Source organism: Erwinia sp. JH02, assembly GCF_013074405.1.
GTDB classification, from domain to species: Bacteria; Pseudomonadota; Gammaproteobacteria; order Enterobacterales; family Enterobacteriaceae; genus Erwinia; species Erwinia rhapontici.
The window spans coordinates 940,566-961,200 of sequence record NZ_JABANZ010000001.1 but is presented as its reverse complement, the minus strand read 5'-3'; the positions used below and the strand labels follow the sequence as shown (position 1 = coordinate 961,200).

Genomic DNA, 20,635 nt, shown 5'->3' with positions numbered 1-20,635 from the left:
AACGGTTTAGAAACAAGGGAGGCTGAGGCCTCCCTTTTTACTGTCTGGCGTTTAGAAATCGTAACCCACGGTGGCGATCACGCTGCGTTCAGCCCCCACGTAACAGTTGGTGGTGCTGTAACAGGCGGCGATATAGTCACGACCAAACAGGTTATTGGCATTGACCTGCACATAAGCCCCTTTCATGCTGCTGTTCCAGTCGCCCAGATTGGCACGTACAGAGGCGTCGACCAGCGTGACGGAGGGGACCCGTGCGGTATTGTCGTCATTGGCCCACTGTTTACCGATGTAACGTACCCCGGCACCGGCACTGATGCCGTAGTCAAACTGATAGTGTGCCCAGGCAGAGGCCATCTGATTGGGTGTCAGCAGTGGCGTGTGGCCATCATTGCCGTCCTGCAACTCTTTATAACGTACGTGGTTCAGCGTATACCCGGCGATGGTGCTCAGACGCGGGGTCAGCTGATTACGTGCTTCCAGCTCAAGTCCCTGAGAATGCACTTTCCCGGCGGGAATGTAGGTGGCGCTGGCAATATCGTTAGAATCACGTGCCGCGACATCTTTCTGCGTCAGGTCATACACGGCAGCGGTGTACAGATCGCTGGTGCCCGGGGGCTGGTATTTCAAGCCGGCTTCATACTGCTCAGACGTAGACGGTTTCAGCAGGTTGCCATCTTTGCCAGGAAGAATGGATGGCGTGACCGCCTGGCTGTAGCTGACGTAAGGCGACAGGCCGTTTTCAAAGGCATACAACAGCGATGCGCGTCCGCTGATGTGATCATCCTGCAGACGATGTTTAACATCGGTGGTGTGATTATCCTGCTCTGACACCATGCGATCATAGCGGCCGGACAGCGTGGCATGCCAGCGATTCCATTCCAGCTCATCCTGCAAATAGACGCCGGACTGATAGTAGCGGCGAGTGGTGTTGTCCTGAGACGTGACCGTTACGCCGTGAGAGGCGGTGGCGCCGGTGAACGGATTAAGTGGGCTGGCACTCCCGTATCCGCTCCAGACATCGTTTTTATACTGATGGTATTCCGCACCCACCACCAGCTTATGCGTCACGTCGCCAGTGGCGAAATCCGCTTCCAGCTGATTATCCGTTGACCAGGCATCCAGTGAACCGCGTGAGCCACTGTAGCCACGTGCTAACTGGTCACTATCATCGATCCAGCCGTTCTGATACACCTGATCCAGGGCAACGCTGCTGTGCGTGTAGCTGGCATCAGAGCGCACTGCCCATGTCTCATTGAAGCGGTGCGAGAAGGCGTAGCTGTAAACCTGTTCACGTCGTTTGTACTGGTCAACGCTGCTTTCGCCTTCGTTAAAGCCATCCTTTAACCATTTGCCATTATGCTGAGTCAGGTTACCGGAGAGCGGTGTGGAGCCGTGATAACCACCAGAGGGATCTTTTTGCAGGTAGGCACGCAGCAACAGGGAGGTGTCTTCTGACGGCTGCCACAGCAATGACGGCGAGATCGTGTAACGTTCTTCACGTGTGTTGTCATACTGCGTATCGCTGGTGCGCGTCATGCCGATCAGGCGGAAGGCCCACTGGTCATTAATCGCATTGGTATAATCAAAGGCGGCCCCTTTGGTGTTTTGTGTTCCACCGGTCAGACGGAAATGCCCTTCAGAGACAAACTGCGGACGTTTCGAGGTCATATTCACCAGCCCGCCGGGAACGGTCTGACCATACAGCGCAGAGGAGGGACCTTTGATGATATCAAGGCGCTCAAGGAACCAGGGATCGACCTGCATAATATTATGGCTGCCGCCGTCGCTCATCAGGCGCATACCATCGAGGAACAGATTATCGACATCGCCGCCGTGGAAGCCACGCAGGGCAACGGTGTCAAAACGGGTGGCACCCCCACTGAAGTTAGAAAACACCCCTGGCGTGTAATTCAGCGCCTGGCCAACGGTATTGGCGGCCTGATCGTCAATCTGCTGGCGGGTGACGACAGATACTGACTGACCCGTGGTGATCAGCGGCTGATCGGTTTTGCTGGCGCCGGTAGACGTGGTCGCGTTATAGCCACGTGTTGGTGAATCGGCGGTCTCCGCGGGCGCTGCCGTCACCACCATCTGGCTGTCAGCAGCGAAAGTCATGCCAGGGGCGGTCATCGCAATGGCGCAGCACAGCACCGATCGCTTCAGGTTAAAAACCAGAGTCATCTTCTTTCCTTGTAGGGTTGAACGAGGGAACTGAAAGCCGATCAGATCCCTCGGGAAACGGCATTCTTACATAAAATTAACAAAATGCGAGAATAACAATGAGAATTGTTATTGTTCTCGTTGATTATTTCAAGCGTAAGTTTTATTTCAGTATCGGAAAGTGTCTGGTGGGCTGCGGAGTCTGGCAGCGTGAAGTGAGGGGGGCCGGGAACGATAAAAAAAGGCGGCACAAAGGCCGCCCGGTCAGGGTTAATGCAGGTTAAGGTGCCGGTTTAGCCGTGCTGATATCCCCCACGTCATTACAGGTCACGCCTTTAGGACAGTAGAGATCCATTAATTTTAGCGTTACGCCATTGGTCCAGCCAAAGCCATCCTGCAACGGATATTCGCCACCGCCGCCGCCGCCCAGCCCTTTACCTTCGACAACGTATTTCTCGACCAGCTTGTGTTCTTTATCGTAGGTGGCCTGCACGTTTTGCAGGAAGCGCATACCGATCTCTTTCGCCAGGTCCTGCTTACCATAGTGATTCAGCCCCTCAACGGCGGCCCACTGCAACGGTGCCCAGCCGTTAGGCGCATCCCACTGCTGGCCGTTGTTGACGGTGGTGGTCACCAGGCCACCTTCTTTCAGCAACTGCGCTTTCACGGCGCTGGCCGTACGGTTAGCGTGATCGTCCGTCGCGGCCTGCACATAGAGCGGGAACAGCGTGGCGGCGGTTAACTGCGGACGGACCTGCGCTTTCTGCCAGTCATAGTCGGCATACCAGCCCTGTTTCTCATCCCACAGATAGCGGTTGATCGCGTCACGACGCTGTGTGGCACGCTCGGCCAGACGCTTGCTGGCACCTTCATTTTTCGCCACCTGGTAAGCGTGGGCGAGGGTATTCTCCAGGTGGAACATCAGGGCATTCAGGTCCACCGGGACAATGCGGGTGGTATGAATGGTAGCCAGGTCACCCGGTTTATCGAACCAGCGAGAACTGAAGTCCCAGCCCGATGCGGCCCCGGCTCGCAGGTCGCGATACAGCCCGGCTTTATCGCGTGACGGGTCTTTCCCGGCGGTGGCGATATCGTCCATCCAGGATTCGGTACGCGGCACATCGCGGGCATCCCAGTAGCGGTTGAGCACGGTGCCGTCTTTAAGCTTCACGACACGTTTGCTGGCCGATCCGGCGGTTAACGTGCTGCTGTCGGCATCGGCCATCCAGTAGTTGTACTCTTTTTCCAACTGCGGCAGATATTTGCTGTAGACCGCTTCACCCTCATGTTTTGCCAGCAGATCCACCATCATACTGAAGAACGGTGGCTGCGAGCGGCTGAGATAGTAGCTGCGGTTACCGTTGGGGATATGGCCGTATTTATCCAGCTCAGAGGCAAAGTTATCGACCATATCCTGCACCCGATCCCAGTGACCGCTTTCCGCCAGCCCCAGCATGGTGAAGTAGCTGTCCCAGTAATACACTTCGCGGAAGCGCCCACCCGGCACCACATAAGGTTTCGGCAGCGGCAGCAGCGAATCCCACTGATTGGCCTGGCTGGCGGAACGCGTCAGCACGGGCCACAGGCCGTTGATATGTTCACGCAGGCTCTGACCCGCGGGCGGAACATATTTCTCCCCCTCTGCGGGCAGGATAAAATTCGTGGCAACAAACCGCTTTAAATCGAAATTGCGCTGCATTTTCTGCATTTGCCAGTCGGTAAGAATGGCCGTCGGATCCTGTTTGGGCACGGCATCAGCAAAAGTTTTCTGGTCGGGGAAAATTTTTGCCGCCTGCACCGCGTGGAACAACGGCCCGAGGCGGATGTCCGGTGGCTGCGGGTTACTGCTCAGCATACGTTGATTATCTTCCGCCTGAAGCGTGAAGCTGGCGGTCAGCGCGGCGGTGAGCAGCAGGGGGGTAAACAGGCGTGTATTCCATTGACGTTGTTCGACTCTTCTCATTAGCCATTCTCCATGTCCAGACCATGCATGATCTGTAAGTAGTTGAGCAGATTAAAACTTTAGTCGAATTTAACGAAAGGGTAAGGGATCGAAGGGGCAAAGTGTGAGTCAGGTAGGGGTTTTAACACCACAACGAGCTGAATGTGGTTGAAAAAAATACAGTGGGAATGGCAGGAAAACACGGGGACTGGCAGGCCCCCGTGAGGCGATATTACAGATTCACGCAGGTCTCTTCCGGCAGGCCAAGCATCAGATTCAGGTTCTGTACCGCGGCACCCGAGGCGCCTTTGCCGAGGTTATCCAGGCGAGCAACCAGAATGCTCTGGCGCTGCTGTGCATGGCTGAAGACAAACAGTTCCATATTATTGGTATTATTCAGCGCTTCCGGCAGCAGGTAAGGGGCGGTATCAGCATCCAGGCTGTTCAGTGCGTTCACGTGAATAAACCGCTGGCCGTGATAGAAATCAGCCAGTGCCTGCTGTAACGCTTCGCCATCCACATCATTCAGCGGAATAAACACCAGCATACCCTGCGCATAATCACCGACGGACGGCTGGAAGATCGGCTTGCTGCTCAACCCACTCCACGCCTGAATCTCTTTCAGGTGTTTATGATCAAAGCCCAGGCCGTAGGCGGCAAACCCGGTGCCTGCCTGCTGGTATTTTTCGATCATCGCTTTGCCGCCGCCGCTGTAGCCGGATACGGCGTTAATCGCCAGCGGTTGATCGGCTTTCAGCAGTCCGCTTTGGGTCAGCGGTGCGAGCAGGGCGATAGCGCCGGTAGCGTAACAGCCCGGATTGGATACATGGCTGGCAGCACGAATTTTCTCGCGCTGGTCGGCCGCCAGTTCTGGCAGACCATACACCCAGCCCGCTTCTACGCGGTGCGCAGAACTGGCATCCATTACGCGTGCACCCACCTCATCGGCCAGTGCCACGGCTTCACGTGCAGCAGCATCGGGCAGGCAAAGGATGCTGACATCCGCCTGTTTCATCAGCGCCTGGCGGGCAGCGGCATCTTTACGCTGCGCCTCATCAATGCTGAGCATTTCAATCTGAGGGTGACGGGCCAACCGCTGCTGGATCTGTAACCCGGTGGTGCCTGCCTGACCGTCGATAAACACGCGATATTTCTGACTCATTACCGTCTCTGCCCTGACTTCGTAAAAAAAAGAGTGGTGAGAGTATGCGAGATTTAGGGCGAAGGGACAATAAAAAATGACTGAATATCTGTTTTATTTGCATAATAAGTCATTATTGTTCGAGTGGACAGGTCAACATCCTAAGGTCAACGTCTTAAGGTCAAGGGCGTTTCGCTTTCCCGCTGTCGCGGGCTGAGCGACAAGGGGCGGCCAGTCGCCGCCGCCCCTTGACCCCGGGCTTGCGGCAGGCGCTGCGCCCGTTTCACGGGTGCCTTCGTCAGTTCCGTTCACCGACGGACCGCTCGTGACGGCACTTCCCTGTGCCGGCCCGAGCTTTCACCGCCGTCCTGGCGGTTCATCCTGGTTCACATCACTTCCTCAGCGCCGCTTAATTGCCGCCTCAACATCAAAACCAAAAACCTACAAGATTAAATAAAACCAACAAATACCAAAAATGGCTCTTTGGTATTTGGTTTATTTTTAGTCCGTCTTTGATTGTTCTTTTGACCTGGCCGTTGACCTTTTGAGCGGCAATTAAGCCTCGCCGAAGGAGGGCGGATTTCCAGGACGAGCCGACAGGACGTCGGCGAGAGGGTGAGCCGGGACAGGGATGTCCCGTCACGCCCGTTCCGGCAGGAAAACCGACCGACTGAGGGAACCCGCGTCAAGCGGGCGATGCGCCTGCCGCAGCCCGGATTCCTAAGGGCGGGGCGACTGCCGCCCTTAGGTCGCTCAGCCCACGAAGTGGGAAAGCGAAACGCCCTTGACCTTAAGACTTTGACCTTAAGACCTTGACCTTCAGACCTTGACCAGACCTTTAAGCCGATCAGCGATTCAACATAAACACCACGCTGCCGCGATACCACGGCGAAGCCAGCAGGTGCTGCTCATCCTGCTTATCCCAGCGGCCGTTCTGCACCAGCCCCAGCCGGAAGGGAATGCGCAGCTCCGTCAGCGCCGGGAAGTAGTCGGCGTAGCGGTTCACCGTCTGGCGACCCTGATAGCTCTGGATCACCAGCTCATCCACCGGCAGCGCATTCAGCGTCGCCACGTTACCGGTTTTTGCCCAGTCCAGCAGCCCGGTGACGCCAAGGGCATACTCCGCAGGCAGCACCGTTCTCAAGCGTTGCAAAAACGCGCTGTACTGATCGAGGCGGTGGGTCGCGGCATCAAAATCAATCTGTATGCCGATCACCTGATTGCCTGCCTGCGACCAGCGCTGCGCCAGCCGCACCATCCGTTCCAGCATCTCATCCGGCACCGCCAGTGTTTCCATTCGCACGGTGACCCAGATATGCGGAAACGTTAAGCGGCTCACCGGCAGGCCCATACGAATAAACACCGCCTGACCCTGCTGCGTCACCACTTCACCCTGATGCAGATACACGGTGTGAGCGGCTTTCAGCTCGGGTCCGGGGCGTACCCCCGACCAGAGCCAGAACGCCTGGTAATCGCTGGCATTAACCTGTTGTGCAGCACGAACCGGAAGGCCGCACAGGGCGGCCAGCAGGAGGCTTACCAGTAATACTTGAGCTTGTTTGCCCACGTGCTTCCCGGATACTGTTTTTTCAACTGAGTGAACCAGCGCTGGCGCTGTGTTTTATCGACCTCTTTGCCGCCGCAGTCGTTATAACCTGACGGTGCGTAACACATGACGGCGCGGTACAACGCGTAGCTTTTATCTTCCGGTTCGGTTTTGCTGTTGCCGATCACCTGCTGATAATAGTGCTGGCGATCCGGCTGACCCGTGCGTTTCTCAGTCGTCACCGCGTTATCCAGCGTACCGTTACCGCCGCTGTCGGGCCAGGTGGTGACCGAAACGTTCGTCGTGCGGAAGAACTCGCTGAGGCAGTTCAGCGCATGGCTGTTGTCGGCGTGCTGGCTCAATTGGGTGACCACCGTTTCCAGCGTCGGGCAGGCGTAGCCTTTTTCAGTCTTTTCGCCCGTCCAGTCAAAGGCACTGAGCTGCACATCGGCAAATGCGTCAGTCACCACGGGCTGCGTAATATGCTGGCTCAGTTTGCGGTCCTGCAACCATTCGCCGTAGCGCGCCTCGGTCAAATCGCTGACCAGCAGGGTGTGCAAAGCAATGGTGCGTTCTTCATCGTTTGGCCCTTTGCTGGCCTGCTGACGTAGCAACTCTGGCGTCGCGCGAGTCTTCAGCACCAGCGAACGGTAGCGCAGGTTCGTCACCCGGCTGTCTGAGGCAAAAATCTGTGCCACTTCATTGCCGGAAACCAGCGCGGCCGCCAGTCGGGCCTGAACAAACTGCTGCTGTTCCGGGTCCTTACTCAGCGTTAACAGATGCGCCCAGTGGTCGCGGGCGGCGGGCCATTGTTGCTGCGCCATCAGCGCATCGCCATACAGCACCTGCTCGCTGAACGCGACAATGTTGCGGGCGGGCAGTTCGGTGATGGGTTTGATGTTAGCGATCACCGCAGGATAATCCCCGGTGCGGAACGACTGCATGACCGTCAGATAGTGCCAAAGCGGTAGCTTGCGTGCCTGGTCAAATGACGGCATCAGCGCATCAAGATACGCCTGGTCCACACAGGGCAGGCGCGGATTACACTCTTTGCTGCGCATCAGACGTAATGTCTGGGTAAAGGTCAGCAGCGGGGCGTTAGTGGCGCTGATAAACATCGCATCGCCGCTTTGATCTTTGCTTTGCAGCTTCAGATCGTTTTCTGCGATCAGCGCAACAATCTCATCATTATTCGTGGCCGCTTCCAGCGCCTCCTCATAGTGATCTGCCAGCAGGTCCCAATCCTCCCGATACCAGTCGATACGGCGTAGCATGCTGTAGGCGGAGTGCGCATATTGCCCTTTGGGCCAGGCGGTCAGATAGGCCAGTGCTGCCGTACGCGCCTCAGTGGCGGCATTTTTGTCGACCTTTTTGACATCGAAATCACCGTATTCACCGTTGGCATTCTCGCTGCTCTGGTTGAGTGCCGTGCGCATCAGCATATAACTGGCGGTTTCTGCCACCCACGGCTGTTTTGCCGTTTGCAGCGCCGTGAAGGTCTGCGCGGCAGCCGGATAGTCGCCCTGATAGAAGTCGCTGGCGGCCAGCAGATAATCACGGAAGGCGCGTGCCGATGATCCTTCAGGATAATCCAATGCCCCCGTCTGCTGGCGGTATTCAGCGCTATCAGACAGTGACATACGGGCAGTGCCCAGTGCCTGGCGCTGTTCTGCGCTTAGCGAGGTATCCGCCAGCAGTGCCCCGAAGAAAAGCGAAACGGTAGTCAGCGTATAAGAGACAAAACGATTTTCCTCTTCGCCGGGGGCCATCGGGGTAACTTTAAGGATGCTGTCGTTCAGACCCAGCGCGGCAATCTGATTTTGCAGTGTTGCAGACAGGGTATCTTCGGTAGCAGCAGGGCTGGCAGCGGCAGGAGCGGCATCATCATGGTAGCCGAAATAGAACGAGCGGCTGCGCGTCATATCTTGCGGTATGGGCTGCGACGTCAGGGTGACAGCTTTGGTTTCGCTGACCAGGCGTAGCAGGTTGTCACGGGTGTCGTTGGTCACGTCCAGCACAGGAGGGCTGACAATAAAACAGTCTTTACTGCCCCACATACAGGCCTCGATATCTGAAGAGGCAAACGTCTGGAAACTGGCGGTTAATGACGCCAGCACGGTCAGGGCAATCCTTGATTTACGCATAATCCTTTTCCGGCAGATGATGAAGCGTTGATAAGCTGGCGAATTCTAAGCTGAAAACGGGCTTTTCATCAATGTGATAACCCCGCCACTGTAAACTTTTGTTAATTTATTGAAATTTTTGCACACAAAAACATTTCGAAAATAACACTTTTATTAATTAATGTTTTTTGATAAAAGTCTGTTTAGTTAGTGTTATTAATAGGACTTTTCTTAATGTCGGTCATGCCAGAAAGCTTCTGAAATAGCGCTCAGCCCAAAAATGTTCAAATTTATAGCCCATTGCCAGCGGCTGTGTGGCTCAGGAGTCTCATCATGGCATGGCAAAACTGGTTCACTGGCGCGAAGCTCTCTGCGGCCAAAAAAGCAACAGATAATAAAGCATTCATAAATAATTCATCCGATCGCATCCTGCCTTCCGCCTGGCTGCTGGAACCGCGCATGCTATTCGATGGGGCGATAGCCGCCACGGTCGCGGATACTGCCGCCAGCACGCCTGCGGCAGATGCCCACGCCACGGCTATTGCAGACAGTCAGGCAGAGAGCAGTGACAGCAGCCACACCCAGGCCACAGCGGACAACAGCAGCGACACGGCAACGGCTAACGATCAGAGCCAGACCAGCGATACCCCGAGCGATGCCGTGGCGACCAGTGCCAGCTACACGCGCCACGAAGTGGTGTTTATCGATACCTCCCTCAAAGATTATCAGACGCTGGTGGATGGCATTCAGCCGGGCGTCGAGATCGTGTTGATTGATGGCAGCAAAGATGGCTTGCAGCAGATCGCCGACTGGGCCTCGACCCACAGCGGTTATGATGCGATTCACATTTTCTCGCACGGTTCGGAAGGCACGCTTAACCTTGGCAGTACGGTTCTGACCGACACCTCGATTAAATCCGCAGATGTGCAGGCGGCGCTGGCGATCGTCGGCCAGGCGCTGACGGCGGAGGGCGATTTGCTGCTGTACGGGTGTGATGTCGGTGCTGGAAAAGCGGGCGATGCACTGCTTACCGATTTAGCCACGGCGACCGGTGCCGATGTGGCCGCTTCAAGCGATGCCACAGGCAGCAGCCTGATTGGCGGTGACTGGGTGCTGGAAAAAACCGTGGGGGATATCGACACCGCTGCACTGCATGTTGATGGTTATCAGGGGGTGATGACGGTACTCAATTTCAATGAGTCTCAGGATGACATTGCCAGCGGTGCAAACCTCAGCGTTGTTCGCGTGGTTGATGGACAAAATATCACGTTTTCTTCCGACAGTTATCTGGGGCTGGATTCGACATTGGGGCCGGTTGGAATCTATTCCTACGATGGTGCTTCGGGGACATCTGCGACAAAACTGGTGATCAGTGCGCCGACGGGCTATACCTTCGATCTCAGTGGATTAAGCGCGGGGGGATATAACGGAATCCTGCATTTTGTGCTCACCTACGCGGACGGCAGCACCAGCGCGTTTGATGTGTCGATGGACCCGGCAGCTTTAAGCGCGATTAGCAGTTTACCGAGCATTAACGATGTGACTCAGGTGGTTATTTCGTCCGCAAGTTTTTCCGTGCTGCAAGATATCAATATTGTCGATGTTAAACAGATCGGCCCAACGGTCAGCGCCGTGAGTTCCTCCACGGCAGACGGTGCGTATAAAGCCGGGAGTACGGTGCTGGTCAGCGTCGACTTTTCTACGGCAGTGACGGTAAACACCACCGGCGGGACACCCACACTCCTGCTGGAAACCGGGGCCACCGATCGGCAGGCGACCTATGTCAGCGGATCGGGCACGTCAACGCTGGTGTTTAGCTATGTGGTGCAAAGCGGCGATCAAAGCGCCGATCTTAACTATGTCAGCAGCAGTTCACTGGTGTTGAACGGTGCCACCATCAGTGACAGCAGCAGCGGGAAGAATGCTTCAGTGACGCTGCCGGACGCCGGGGCGCTGACTTCGTTGGGTGGAGCAAAAAATATTGTCATTGATACCCAGTTGCCAACGGCAACTGTCTCGCTCAGTGATACGGCACTAACAATCGGCGAGACCGCGACGGTGACCATTACGTTTAGCGAAAAGGTCAGCGATTTTAGTAATGCGGATCTGACGGTCTCCGGCGGCACATTGAGTGCGGTCTCCTCAGCCGATGGCGGGACGACATGGACAGGCACGTTTACGCCAACCAACGGCACCACCACCAGTGGGAATCAGATTACCCTGAACATGACTGGGGTGCAGGATGCGGCAGGTAACAGCGGCAGCGGCACCGTCAGTTCCGCCAGCTATGCCGTTGATACCGTACGCCCGACCGCCAGTATTGTGGTGGCGGATAGCACCCTGATTGCCGGTGAAACCTCGCTGGTGACCATCACCTTCAGTGAAGCTGTCACCGGTTTGACTAATACGGATCTGAGCATCGCCAACGGCACGTTAAGCACGGTCAGTTCGTCAGACGGTGGCCTCACCTGGACCGCAACCTTCACGCCGAACACGACTGTCCAGGACACCACGAATATCATAACGCTGGATAATACCGGTGTGGCGGACCAGGCAGGTAATGCCGGTACAGGCACTACCGATTCAAACAATTACAGCATTGATACCCAGCGGCCGACGGCTTCGATTGTGATGGCAGATAATGCGTTGCGCATCGGGGAAACCTCGCTGGTCACCATCACTTTCAGCGAGGCGGTAAGCGGTTTTACTAATCAGGATCTGAACATTGTCAACGGCACGCTGACCGCCGTCAGTTCAGCTGATGGCGGCATTACATGGACGGCGACATTTACCCCGACCAGTAACGTGACGGATGCCACTAACCTGATCTCGCTGGATAATACCGGTGTGGTGGACCAGGCCGGCAATGCCGGTACCGGCACCACCACTTCAAACAATTACAGCATCGACACCCAGCGGCCGACGGCCACCATCGTGCTCGCGGATAATGCCCTGCGCATTGGCGAAACGTCTCTGGTGACCATCACCTTCAGCGAGGCGGTGACCGGCTTTACCAACGCCGATCTGATCGTTGCCAACGGCACCCTGAGTGCAGTCAGTTCAGCCGATGGTGGCATCACCTGGACGGCGACCTTTACGCCAGCGGCTGGCATTACTGACAACACCAACCTGATTACGCTGGATAATACGGGCATCAGCGATCTGTCGGGTAACGCAGGCAGCGGCACCAGCGACTCCAATAACTACGCCATCGATACCCAGCGTCCGACCGCCACCATTGTGATGGCTGACAGTGCGTTGAGCACCGGTGAAACCTCGCTGGTGACCATCACCTTCTCTGAAGCTGTCACCGGGTTTACCAATGCAGACCTGACCATCCCGAACGGAACATTAACGAGCGTCGTCTCATCGGACGGCGGCATTACCTGGACGGCGACCTATACGCCCAATATTAACGTGCAGGACACCACAAACCTGATCGTCCTCACTAATACCGGCGTAAGCGATCTGGCGGGAAATGCGGGGAGCGGTACCACCAGCTCGGGTAATTTTACCATTGATACCCGGCAGCCGACGGCCACCGTTGTGGTTGCTGATAGCGCCCTGCGCATCGGTGAAAGTTCGCTGGTGACCATCACGTTCAGCGAGGCGGTGACCGGCTTTACCAACGCCGATCTGAGCGTTGCCAACGGCACCCTGAGTGCGGTCAGCTCATCCGATGGTGGCATCACCTGGACGGCGACCTTTACGCCATCGGGCAATATTGCTGATGTCACTAACGTCATCACCCTGGATAACAGCGGCGTACAGAACGCCGCGGGCAACGCGGGCAGCGGCACCACCAGTTCCAATAACTATGCCATCGATACCCAGCGCCCGACGGCCACCGTTGTACTCTCGGATACGGTGCTGTCCATCGGTGAAACCTCACTGGTGACCATCACCTTCAGCGAGGCGGTGACCGGCTTTACCAACGCCGATCTGATCGTTGCCAACGGCACCCTGAGTGCAGTCAGTTCAGCCGATGGTGGCATCACCTGGACGGCGACCTTTACGCCAGCGGCTGGCATTACTGACAACACCAACCTGATTACGCTGGATAATACGGGCATCAGCGATCTGTCGGGTAACGCAGGCAGCGGCACCAGCGACTCCAATAACTACGCCATCGATACCCAGCGTCCGACCGCCACCATTGTGATGGCTGACAGTGCGTTGAGCACCGGTGAAACCTCGCTGGTCACCATCACCTTCTCAGAAGCGGTCACGGATTTTGATAACAGTGACCTGTCGGTCTCTAACGGCACGTTAAGCGCCGTCAGCTCCTCAGACGGCGGCATCACCTGGACCGCGACTTTCACCCCAAACCAGAATATCCAGGATGCCACCAATTTGATCAGGCTGAATAACAGCGGCGTGTTGGATTTTGCAGGCAATGTGGGCGTTGGCACCACGGAATCGTTGAATTACAGCATCAATACCGTCCGGCCAACGGCCACCATTGTCATGGCAGATCATTCCCTTTTGGTCGGTGAAACCTCGCTGGTCACCATTACTTTCTCCGAAGCCGTCTCGGGCTTCAATAATGGCGATCTTACCGTGAATAACGGCACGCTCAGTAGCGTCAGTTCCTCTGATGGTGGCATCACCTGGACCGCGACGTTTACCCCGGGCAGCAACGTGACAGATAGCAGCAACATCATCACCCTGGATAACAGCGGCGTGTTCAATGCCGCGGGTAATGCCGGGGTGGGCACCACTGACTCCAATAATTACGCCATCGATACCCAGCGCCCGACGGCGACCATCGTGGTGGGTAACCCGAATATCGGCATTGGCGGGACATCCCAGGTGACCTTCACCTTTAACGAGGCGGTGAGCGGCTTCAACCTGTCCGATGTGTCCATCGCGAATGGCACGCTGAGCAACCTCACGTCAGCGGATGGGGGGATCACCTGGACCGCAACACTGACACCAACCTCTGGGGCCACCGATACCACTAACCTGGTGGTCCTGGATACCTCGGAGCTACAGGACCTTGCCGGCAATACGGGCAGTGGGATAGCCATTTCCAACAACTACGCGGTTGATGCCACGCCGCCTGTCGGCACCATTACCCTGAGCGACAGCCAACTGACCGCCGGGGAGACGGCTCAGGTGACGATTACCTTCAATGAAGCGGTCACGGGGTTCAGTAATAGCAGTCTGACGGTGAGCAACGGCACACTCAGTGCGGTCAGTTCTTCCGATGGTGGCAAGACCTGGACGGCGACCTTTACCCCTGCGGCAGGGATTGCCGCGTCAGGCAATCTGATCGTACTGGATAACAGTGGCGTGACCGATCTGGCGGGTAATACCGGCAGTGGCAGCAGCAGTTCCCCCGCATTCAGCATCGACAGCCGTCCGGTGGAAACCGGCACTGTCACCATGGCGATGAACGCGCAGTTTATGTTAACCGACGGCATGCCAGGCGCGTCCATCCCCACCGGCGGTGAGGCTCCGCGCAGCCAGATTGACTTGATTGCATTACCGGCGGCGTCCGGTGTGCCGTTAACCGGAGGCGCGTCGATCTTCGGTGCTGCCCCGGGGATCAGCACCACGCCATCGGCGGCCATTGTATTCAGTCAGACCGGACAGGGCGGCGGAGCGGCTGCGCCCTCTGCGCTGGCGGCAGTCTTCAGTCAGAACGATGTCAACCATTACGAGCCCGGCATTGTGCGTAGCCAGGTCGTCGACCTTAATCAACCGATGGGCGGCCGATCAACGCTGGCCGGGCTGTTTGGCGACATCCCGCTGCCGGGCAGCACCGCGCTGGAAGTGTTCTCCGGCAGCAGCTGGCAGAACGTGTCGGATAACACCCTCACAGGCACGATTGCCCCGACTTCGGTGTTTGGTGCGCCCGTGTTCAGCCAGCAACTGCAATGGCTGGACGAGGTTCAGTCTCAACAGGTGGCCTCGCTTGAAGTCGCGCTCAAAAACAATAAATCAGCAGTTTGAAAATAACGCAGGTCTGGGGTAAGGAATTGATGATGCATAAGTATGGAAAAATCTTCACCATCAGCATGATTGCATTACTGGTGAGCGGCTGTGCGGTCTCCACGCAGCCGATCGATAAGCAAGCCAGCCAGCAACGTGCCGATGCGGACCTCAGCGCGATGTTCAGCCAGCAGGATCCGGTCACCGCGCCGATCACCCTGCATGATGCCATGGCGCGCGCGCTAAAATATAACCTTGAAGCCCGCCTCAAAGTGCAGGAGCAGGCGCTGTCACAGTCGCAGGTGGATCTCTCGCGCTTTGACCTGCTGCCGAAAATGGCGGCGGAAGCCGGGTACGTTACGCGCGATAACTACAGTGCCTCCAGCAGCCGCAGCGTGGAATCGGGTAACCAGTCTCTGGAGCCGTCCACCTCGCAGGATCGTACCCGTCAGGTCGCGGATCTCACCATGGTATGGAACATTCTTGACTTCGGCGTCAGCTACGTCACCGCACATCAACAGTCGGATAAACGCTGGATTGCTGAAGAGCGCCGCCGCAAGGTCACGCACACTATTGTGCAGGATGTCCAGTCAGCGTACTGGCGTGCCGTGGCCGCTGAACGTCTGTTAGGGCGTATTGATGCCTTAATCGGGCGCGTGAATATGGCGCGTGAGAACAGCCAGAAAATGTCGACGCAAAAAGTGGGTGATTTGATTGAAGCCTACAGCTATCAGCGCGCACTGCTCGATGCCACTCGTCAGTTGGAAGAGCAGCGCCGCGCGCTGTCGCTGGCCAAAACCGAGTTGGCCACCCTGATGAACCTGCCGCTGGGCAGTGCCTATACGCTGGCGCTGCCGGACCGTGAACAGCTGGTCGAGCCGGTACTGAACGTACCGATGAACGATCTCGAAAAAGCCGCACTGGTTAACCGTCCCGAACTGCGTGAGCAGGATTATCAGGTGCGTATCAGCGCTGCCGAAACGCGTAAATCCCTGCTGCGTATGCTGCCAGGTATCGAACTCTCTCTTGGCGGGAACTATGACAGCAACTCGTTCCTGGTGAACCAGAGCTGGGTTGATGCCGGGGCAAAAGTGACCTGGAACCTGTTCAACCTGATCTCCGGCCCGGCGGCCTATGACGTAGCGAAGGCAGGAGAAAGCGTGTCAGAACTGCGCCGTCAGGCGATGTCGATGGCGGTGCTGGCCCAGCTGTACGTGGCGCGTGCTAACTACAATGAAGCGCTGCGCCAGTACCATACTGGTAAAGAGTTGCAGGTGCTCGACAGCGAAATCCTTGCCCAGCTCAATAACCGTTACAAAGCGGGCAGCATTGGTGAGCTACAACTGATCCAGGGCGAACTGAACGCGGTGAATACCTCACTGCGTAACGACCTCGCCTATGCGGAACTGCGCAATGCCTACGGCCAGGTATTTGTCACCGTCGGCCTTGATCCCTTGCCGGAAGCGCAAAAACTGACCGATATTTCGTCGGTTGGCCAGGCGCTGGATCGCACCGAAAAACGCTGGGCAGCCGGCAATATTTCACTGTAGGACGCAGGGTGATCTGTTGAACAACCATATTCGAAGTTCTCTACTGATGCTGGCCGCACTCTGTGCGGCCCCCTTGCACGGTTATGCCGCCAGCGAACTCCAGCTCGACCCGGTTCCTGCTGCGGGGGTGAAAGCCTCTGAAGAGGGCAGAGAAGCGCGTGGCGTACTGCGGGCGATTGACCAGGCGATGCTGTCCAGCGAGCTGAACGCCAAAATTATTGAGATGCCTTTCCGTGAAGGGGAGGCGTTTAAAAAAGGCGATCTGCTGGTGCGCTTTGATTGCTCTGCCTATCAGGCACAGCAATCAGCCTCTCAGGCGGCGATGCGTGCCGCGCAGCAGGAGTTAAGCCAGAACCGCCAGCTGGCAGAGATGAAATCCGTGGGCCGTAATGCGGTGGCGCTGTCTGAAGCGCGGCTGGCACAGGCGGCGGCGGAAAGTCAGGTGTACCAGATCCAGACCAGCCGTTGCCGCATTGTGGCACCGTTTGCCGGGCAGGTGGTGTCGCGCAAGGCGCAGGTGTCGGAATATCTGGCACAGGGCGCACCATTACTGGAAATCGTCGACAACCGCCATCTGGAAATCAACCTGCTGGTGCCGTCAAGCTGGCTATCCAGCCTGAAGCCGAAACAGACCTTCACCTTTACCCCGGATGAAACCGGCACCCCGTTACAGGCTGAAGTGGTGCGCGTCGGCGCGCGCATTGATGAAAGCAGCCAGACGCTGGTATTGATTGGCCGTGTGACGCAGGTGGACAGCGCTCTGATCGCCGGGATGAGCGGCAGTGCACACTTTACGGAGCTGAAGTGAGCGTAACGCCCCCAGTAGCACCGGAGCGGGTATTTGCCGAGTTCTTCCAGCTTGAACGCAAGGCCCGCGCGGCAAAGACCAGCGAAACCCTCGCCTGGTCGATGGTTAACGACGGTCTGAAACTGTTTGGTTTTCGTCATGTGGCGCTGATCATCAACGGCCGTGTACGGGCAGTGACCGGCGTGTCCGTCCCCGATCCTCACGCGCCGTTTATCGCCTTTATCGAACGTGCCGCGAAGCAATTGATCGCCGGAGGACATGCCGTCGAGGCTGCCACCATCAAAGCCGACTGGCTGGATGCACAGTCACAGCGTGACTGGCAGGCGTTGTCCGCCGCCGAAGCACTGTGGGTGCCGCTGAACGATCGTAACGGACAGTTGATTGGCGGCTTATGGCTGGCGCGGGACATGCCGTGGCAGGAGAGTGAACGGCTGCTGGCACAGCAGCTGGCGGATGTATACAGCCATGCATGGCTGGCGCTGGAGCCACATAAAACCTGGCAGCCCGGCTGGCCTAAATTCAAACTGCTGGCAGGTGTGATTGTGCTGGTGGGCGTGATGTTGATCCCCGTCAGGCAGTCGGTGCTGGCCCCAGCCGAAGTGGTACCGCAAGGGGGGCGAGTGGTGACGGCACCGCTCGACGGGGTGATCGCTGAATTCAGGGTGAAACCCAATCAGCCCGTGAAACAGAACGATCTGCTGGTGCGTTTTGATAATACGGTGCTGAAAGCGCAGGTTGACGTGGCCGAACGGGCGTTGGATGTGGCGGAGGCCGAGAGGCGCACCGGCGGCCAGCGTGCGTTTCAGGATGCCGACTCCAAATCCAAACTCGACCTCCTTGCTGCTCAGGTGGAGCAGAAACGGGCGGAGCTGAACTATGCCCGTGACCTGCTACAGCGTAGTGAGGTGCGCGCTGAACGTGACGGCATCGCCGTCTTTGCCGATGCAGATCGTCTGGTGGGGAAACCGGTCAGAACCGGGGAACGCCTCATGGAACTGGCCGATCCACAGCAGGCTGAACTGAAAATTGAGCTGGACGTGGGGGATGTGATCCCGTTTCCGGCCGATGCGGGCGTGGCGCTGTTTCTCGACAGCGATCCGCTGCAACGCCATGATGCGCAGCTGACCAGCGTTGCCTATGAAGCGGGGATGACCGCCGCCGGACTGTTGGCTTATCGGCTGGATGCGCGTTTCCTCAACAGGGCCCCACGCATTGGATTACGCGGTACGGCCAAAATCTACGGTGAATACGTTCCGCTGGCGGCCTATCTTTTCCGTCGCCCGCTGGCCGCGCTGCGTAAAACGGTCGGCCTGTAAACATGGCGGCACTCCCGGCATTACGTGACGACCTGCAACTCTGCGCGGCAGCGCCTGCACTGGATGGCTCACCGCAGTGGACGCTGGCGGATTCGCTGGCCGGGCGCTATTTCAAACTGAACGGCAGTGCGATCAGGCTGCTGCGCCACTGGGCGCTGGGGGATGACCAGCAGGTGCTGGCGGCGGCGAATCGCGAGCCGGGCATTCCGTTGCAGGCAGAAGAGTTGGATGATTTTCTGCGTTTTCTGCGCACCCACGATCTGGTGAGCGGCGGGGATGCTGAACAGCGTGCCAGCTACGATCTAAAGTCGGCGGCACGTCGCCAGAGCCTGTTTAAAAAAGTCCTGCATCAGTATCTGTTCTTTCGCATTCCGCTGTGGCGGCCCGATCCGTTCCTGAATCGAAGCTGGCCCTGGCTGGAGAAGTTCGGCACAGGCCTGCTGCGCTATCTCTTTCCGCTGCTGTTAATGACGGGGCTGTTTCTGGTCAGCCGCGACTGGCCGCGCTATCAAAGTTCGTTTTCCCATCTGTTCACGCTGGGCGGGGCGATGGCCTTCGGCTGTACGCTGGTTGTGGCGAAATTCATCCATGAACTGGGGCACGCGTGGATGGCAAAGCGGGCAGGTTGCCGGGTACAAAGCATGGGGGTGGCATTTATCGTGATGTTCCCGATGTTTTATACCGATGTCAGCGATGCCTGGCGAGTGCGGGAACATCGGACTCGCCTGCTGATCGGTGCCGGAGGGATTCTGGCAGAGCTGCTGCTGGCGGTCGTGGCCCTGTTTGCCTGGTCGCTGCTGCCGGAAGGTCCGCTGCACACCGCCGCATTTCTGCTCTCCAGCGCCACCTGGGTGACCACCGTGATCATTAACATCAACCCGCTGATGCGTTTTGATGGCTACTTCATGTTAAGCGACCTCTGGCGCATCGATAACCTGCAAGGCCGTGCTTATGCGCTGTGCCGCTGGCATCTGCGTGAAGCGCTGTTCGGCTACGGTGAGGCCCCCCCGCAGCGTTGGTCAAAGTGTATGCGTCGTCGGCTGCTGATCTGGGGATATGCTTCCTGGCTGTGGCGCTTCTTTTTATTCATGGGGATTGCACTGACGGTCTACCACTACTTTTTCAAAGTGCTGGGGCTGTTTCTGATGATGGTGGAAATCGGCTGGTTTATTGTGCTGCCGGTGATACAGGAGATGGGGATGTGGTGGAAACAACGTCAACAGTCGCGCCGAAAAACGTGGATACGTAGCACGCTGCTGTTGGCCCTGGTCCTGACGGTGCTGTTTGTGCCGTGGCGCAGCGGGATTGAGATCCCGGCGCTGATGGAGGCCAGCCGGGTCAGCACACTCTATGCTCCGGCCCCGGCGCAGATTGTCACATTACACGTGCACGACAGTGAGCAGGTCAGTGCCGGGCAACTGCTGCTGGAGCTGGCCTCGCCCGACCTCAATGCCCGCTTAATTATCGTGCGACAGCGCGTGGCCATTTTGCAGCTTCAGATCCGCCGTCAGGCGGCCCGGCAGGACACGGTAGGCGACATGCTAGTCCTGCAACAGGAACTGGCGGCGTCGCTGGCAGAGCATCGCGGACTGACGGCCCAGCAGGAGCGCTTACAGGTACGCGCCCCGCAGTCGGGCGTGGTGCGCGATATTGCCAGCGATCTGACGCCGGGCCGCTGGCTGTCGCCGGAGGCTGTCCTGCTACGCATCGTTGGACAAGAACAGAGCCGGATTTATGGCTATCTGCGCGAAGATAATCTGCAACGGATTGCCCCCGGAAACGGTGGGCGGTTTATTGCTGATGACCCGGCACTGGCGGCGATCCCGGTGCGCCTGAAGGCAATCGATCCGACCGGCAGCCCGTTCCTGGAAGAGGAGAAACTGGCCTCTGACCGTGGGGGGCCGGTGGCGGTCAGACGCGATGAACAGAAAAGGGCGCGTGCGGTGCAGGCGTGGTATGGCGTCAGTATTGAACCGATCGACCAGGCCGTGGCACCGCAACAACCGGTGCGCGGTGTGGTGGTCATTAAGGGTAAAGCGGAATCTCTGTTTACCAGTGCATGGCGACGTGTTGCCGCGCTGGGTCTGCGGGAAAGTGGTTTTTAAACCTGTT

10 protein-coding genes are annotated in these 20,635 nt (G+C 57.5%); 5 read left to right on the top strand and 5 right to left on the bottom strand.

The window, feature by feature from the left end; genetic code table 11:
* Positions 1-51: 51 nt before the first annotated feature.
* The 5 genes from HHI26_RS04415 to HHI26_RS04395 all read right to left on the bottom strand — a co-directional run bounded on the left by HHI26_RS04415 (position 52) and on the right by HHI26_RS04395 (position 8,936).
* Positions 52-2,181: a TonB-dependent siderophore receptor gene (locus HHI26_RS04415; RefSeq protein ID WP_159337274.1), complete on the bottom strand. Its 2,130-nt coding sequence runs from the start codon at positions 2,179-2,181 to the stop codon at positions 52-54.
* 259 nt (positions 2,182-2,440) lie between these two features.
* The gene (gene treA / locus HHI26_RS04410; RefSeq protein ID WP_171148674.1) at positions 2,441-4,123 is read right to left on the bottom strand and encodes an alpha,alpha-trehalase TreA; all 1,683 of its coding nucleotides are present in this window, start codon (positions 4,121-4,123) and stop codon (positions 2,441-2,443) included.
* 211 nt (positions 4,124-4,334) lie between these two features.
* Positions 4,335-5,264 (bottom strand): N-acetyl-gamma-glutamyl-phosphate reductase, encoded by a 930-nt coding sequence (gene argC, locus HHI26_RS04405; RefSeq protein ID WP_171148673.1) that lies wholly within the window; start codon positions 5,262-5,264, stop codon positions 4,335-4,337.
* An 826-nt stretch (positions 5,265-6,090) separates the two neighbouring features.
* Positions 6,091-6,810 carry a DUF3142 domain-containing protein gene (locus HHI26_RS04400; protein ID WP_133843379.1) on the bottom strand — a complete coding sequence of 240 codons (720 nt, stop codon included), beginning with the start codon at positions 6,808-6,810 and terminating at the stop codon, positions 6,091-6,093.
* Positions 6,780-8,936 (bottom strand): hypothetical protein, encoded by a 2,157-nt coding sequence (locus tag HHI26_RS04395; RefSeq protein ID WP_171148698.1) that lies wholly within the window; start codon positions 8,934-8,936, stop codon positions 6,780-6,782. Before HHI26_RS04395 ends, HHI26_RS04400 begins: the two co-directional genes overlap by 31 nt.
* 309 nt (positions 8,937-9,245) lie before the next feature.
* On the opposite strand from HHI26_RS04395, the gene HHI26_RS04390 reads away from it, so the two are divergent.
* From HHI26_RS04390 to HHI26_RS04370, 5 genes are read left to right on the top strand one after another with little or no spacing between them, the layout of a single operon-like run.
* Positions 9,246-14,870, top strand: a complete 5,625-nt coding sequence (locus tag HHI26_RS04390) for an Ig-like domain-containing protein (protein ID WP_171148672.1) — start codon at positions 9,246-9,248, stop codon at positions 14,868-14,870.
* Positions 14,871-14,902: 32 nt separating this feature from the next.
* Positions 14,903-16,399 carry a TolC family protein gene (locus tag HHI26_RS04385; RefSeq protein WP_133843514.1) on the top strand — a complete coding sequence of 499 codons (1,497 nt, stop codon included), beginning with the start codon at positions 14,903-14,905 and terminating at the stop codon, positions 16,397-16,399.
* Between the two features lie 16 nt (positions 16,400-16,415).
* On the top strand, positions 16,416-17,207 hold the full coding sequence (locus HHI26_RS04380; protein ID WP_241008202.1) for an efflux RND transporter periplasmic adaptor subunit: 792 nt from the start codon (positions 16,416-16,418) through the stop codon (positions 17,205-17,207).
* The gene (locus HHI26_RS04375) at positions 17,204-18,523 is read left to right on the top strand and encodes an HlyD family efflux transporter periplasmic adaptor subunit (protein ID WP_133843384.1); all 1,320 of its coding nucleotides are present in this window, start codon (positions 17,204-17,206) and stop codon (positions 18,521-18,523) included. The genes HHI26_RS04380 and HHI26_RS04375 overlap by 4 nt, the downstream gene beginning before the upstream one ends.
* Positions 18,524-18,525: 2 nt before the next feature.
* Complete coding sequence (locus HHI26_RS04370) at positions 18,526-20,628, top strand: HlyD family efflux transporter periplasmic adaptor subunit (RefSeq protein ID WP_171148671.1); 2,103 nt, start codon at positions 18,526-18,528, stop codon at positions 20,626-20,628.
* The last annotated feature ends 7 nt before the right edge of the window (positions 20,629-20,635 follow it).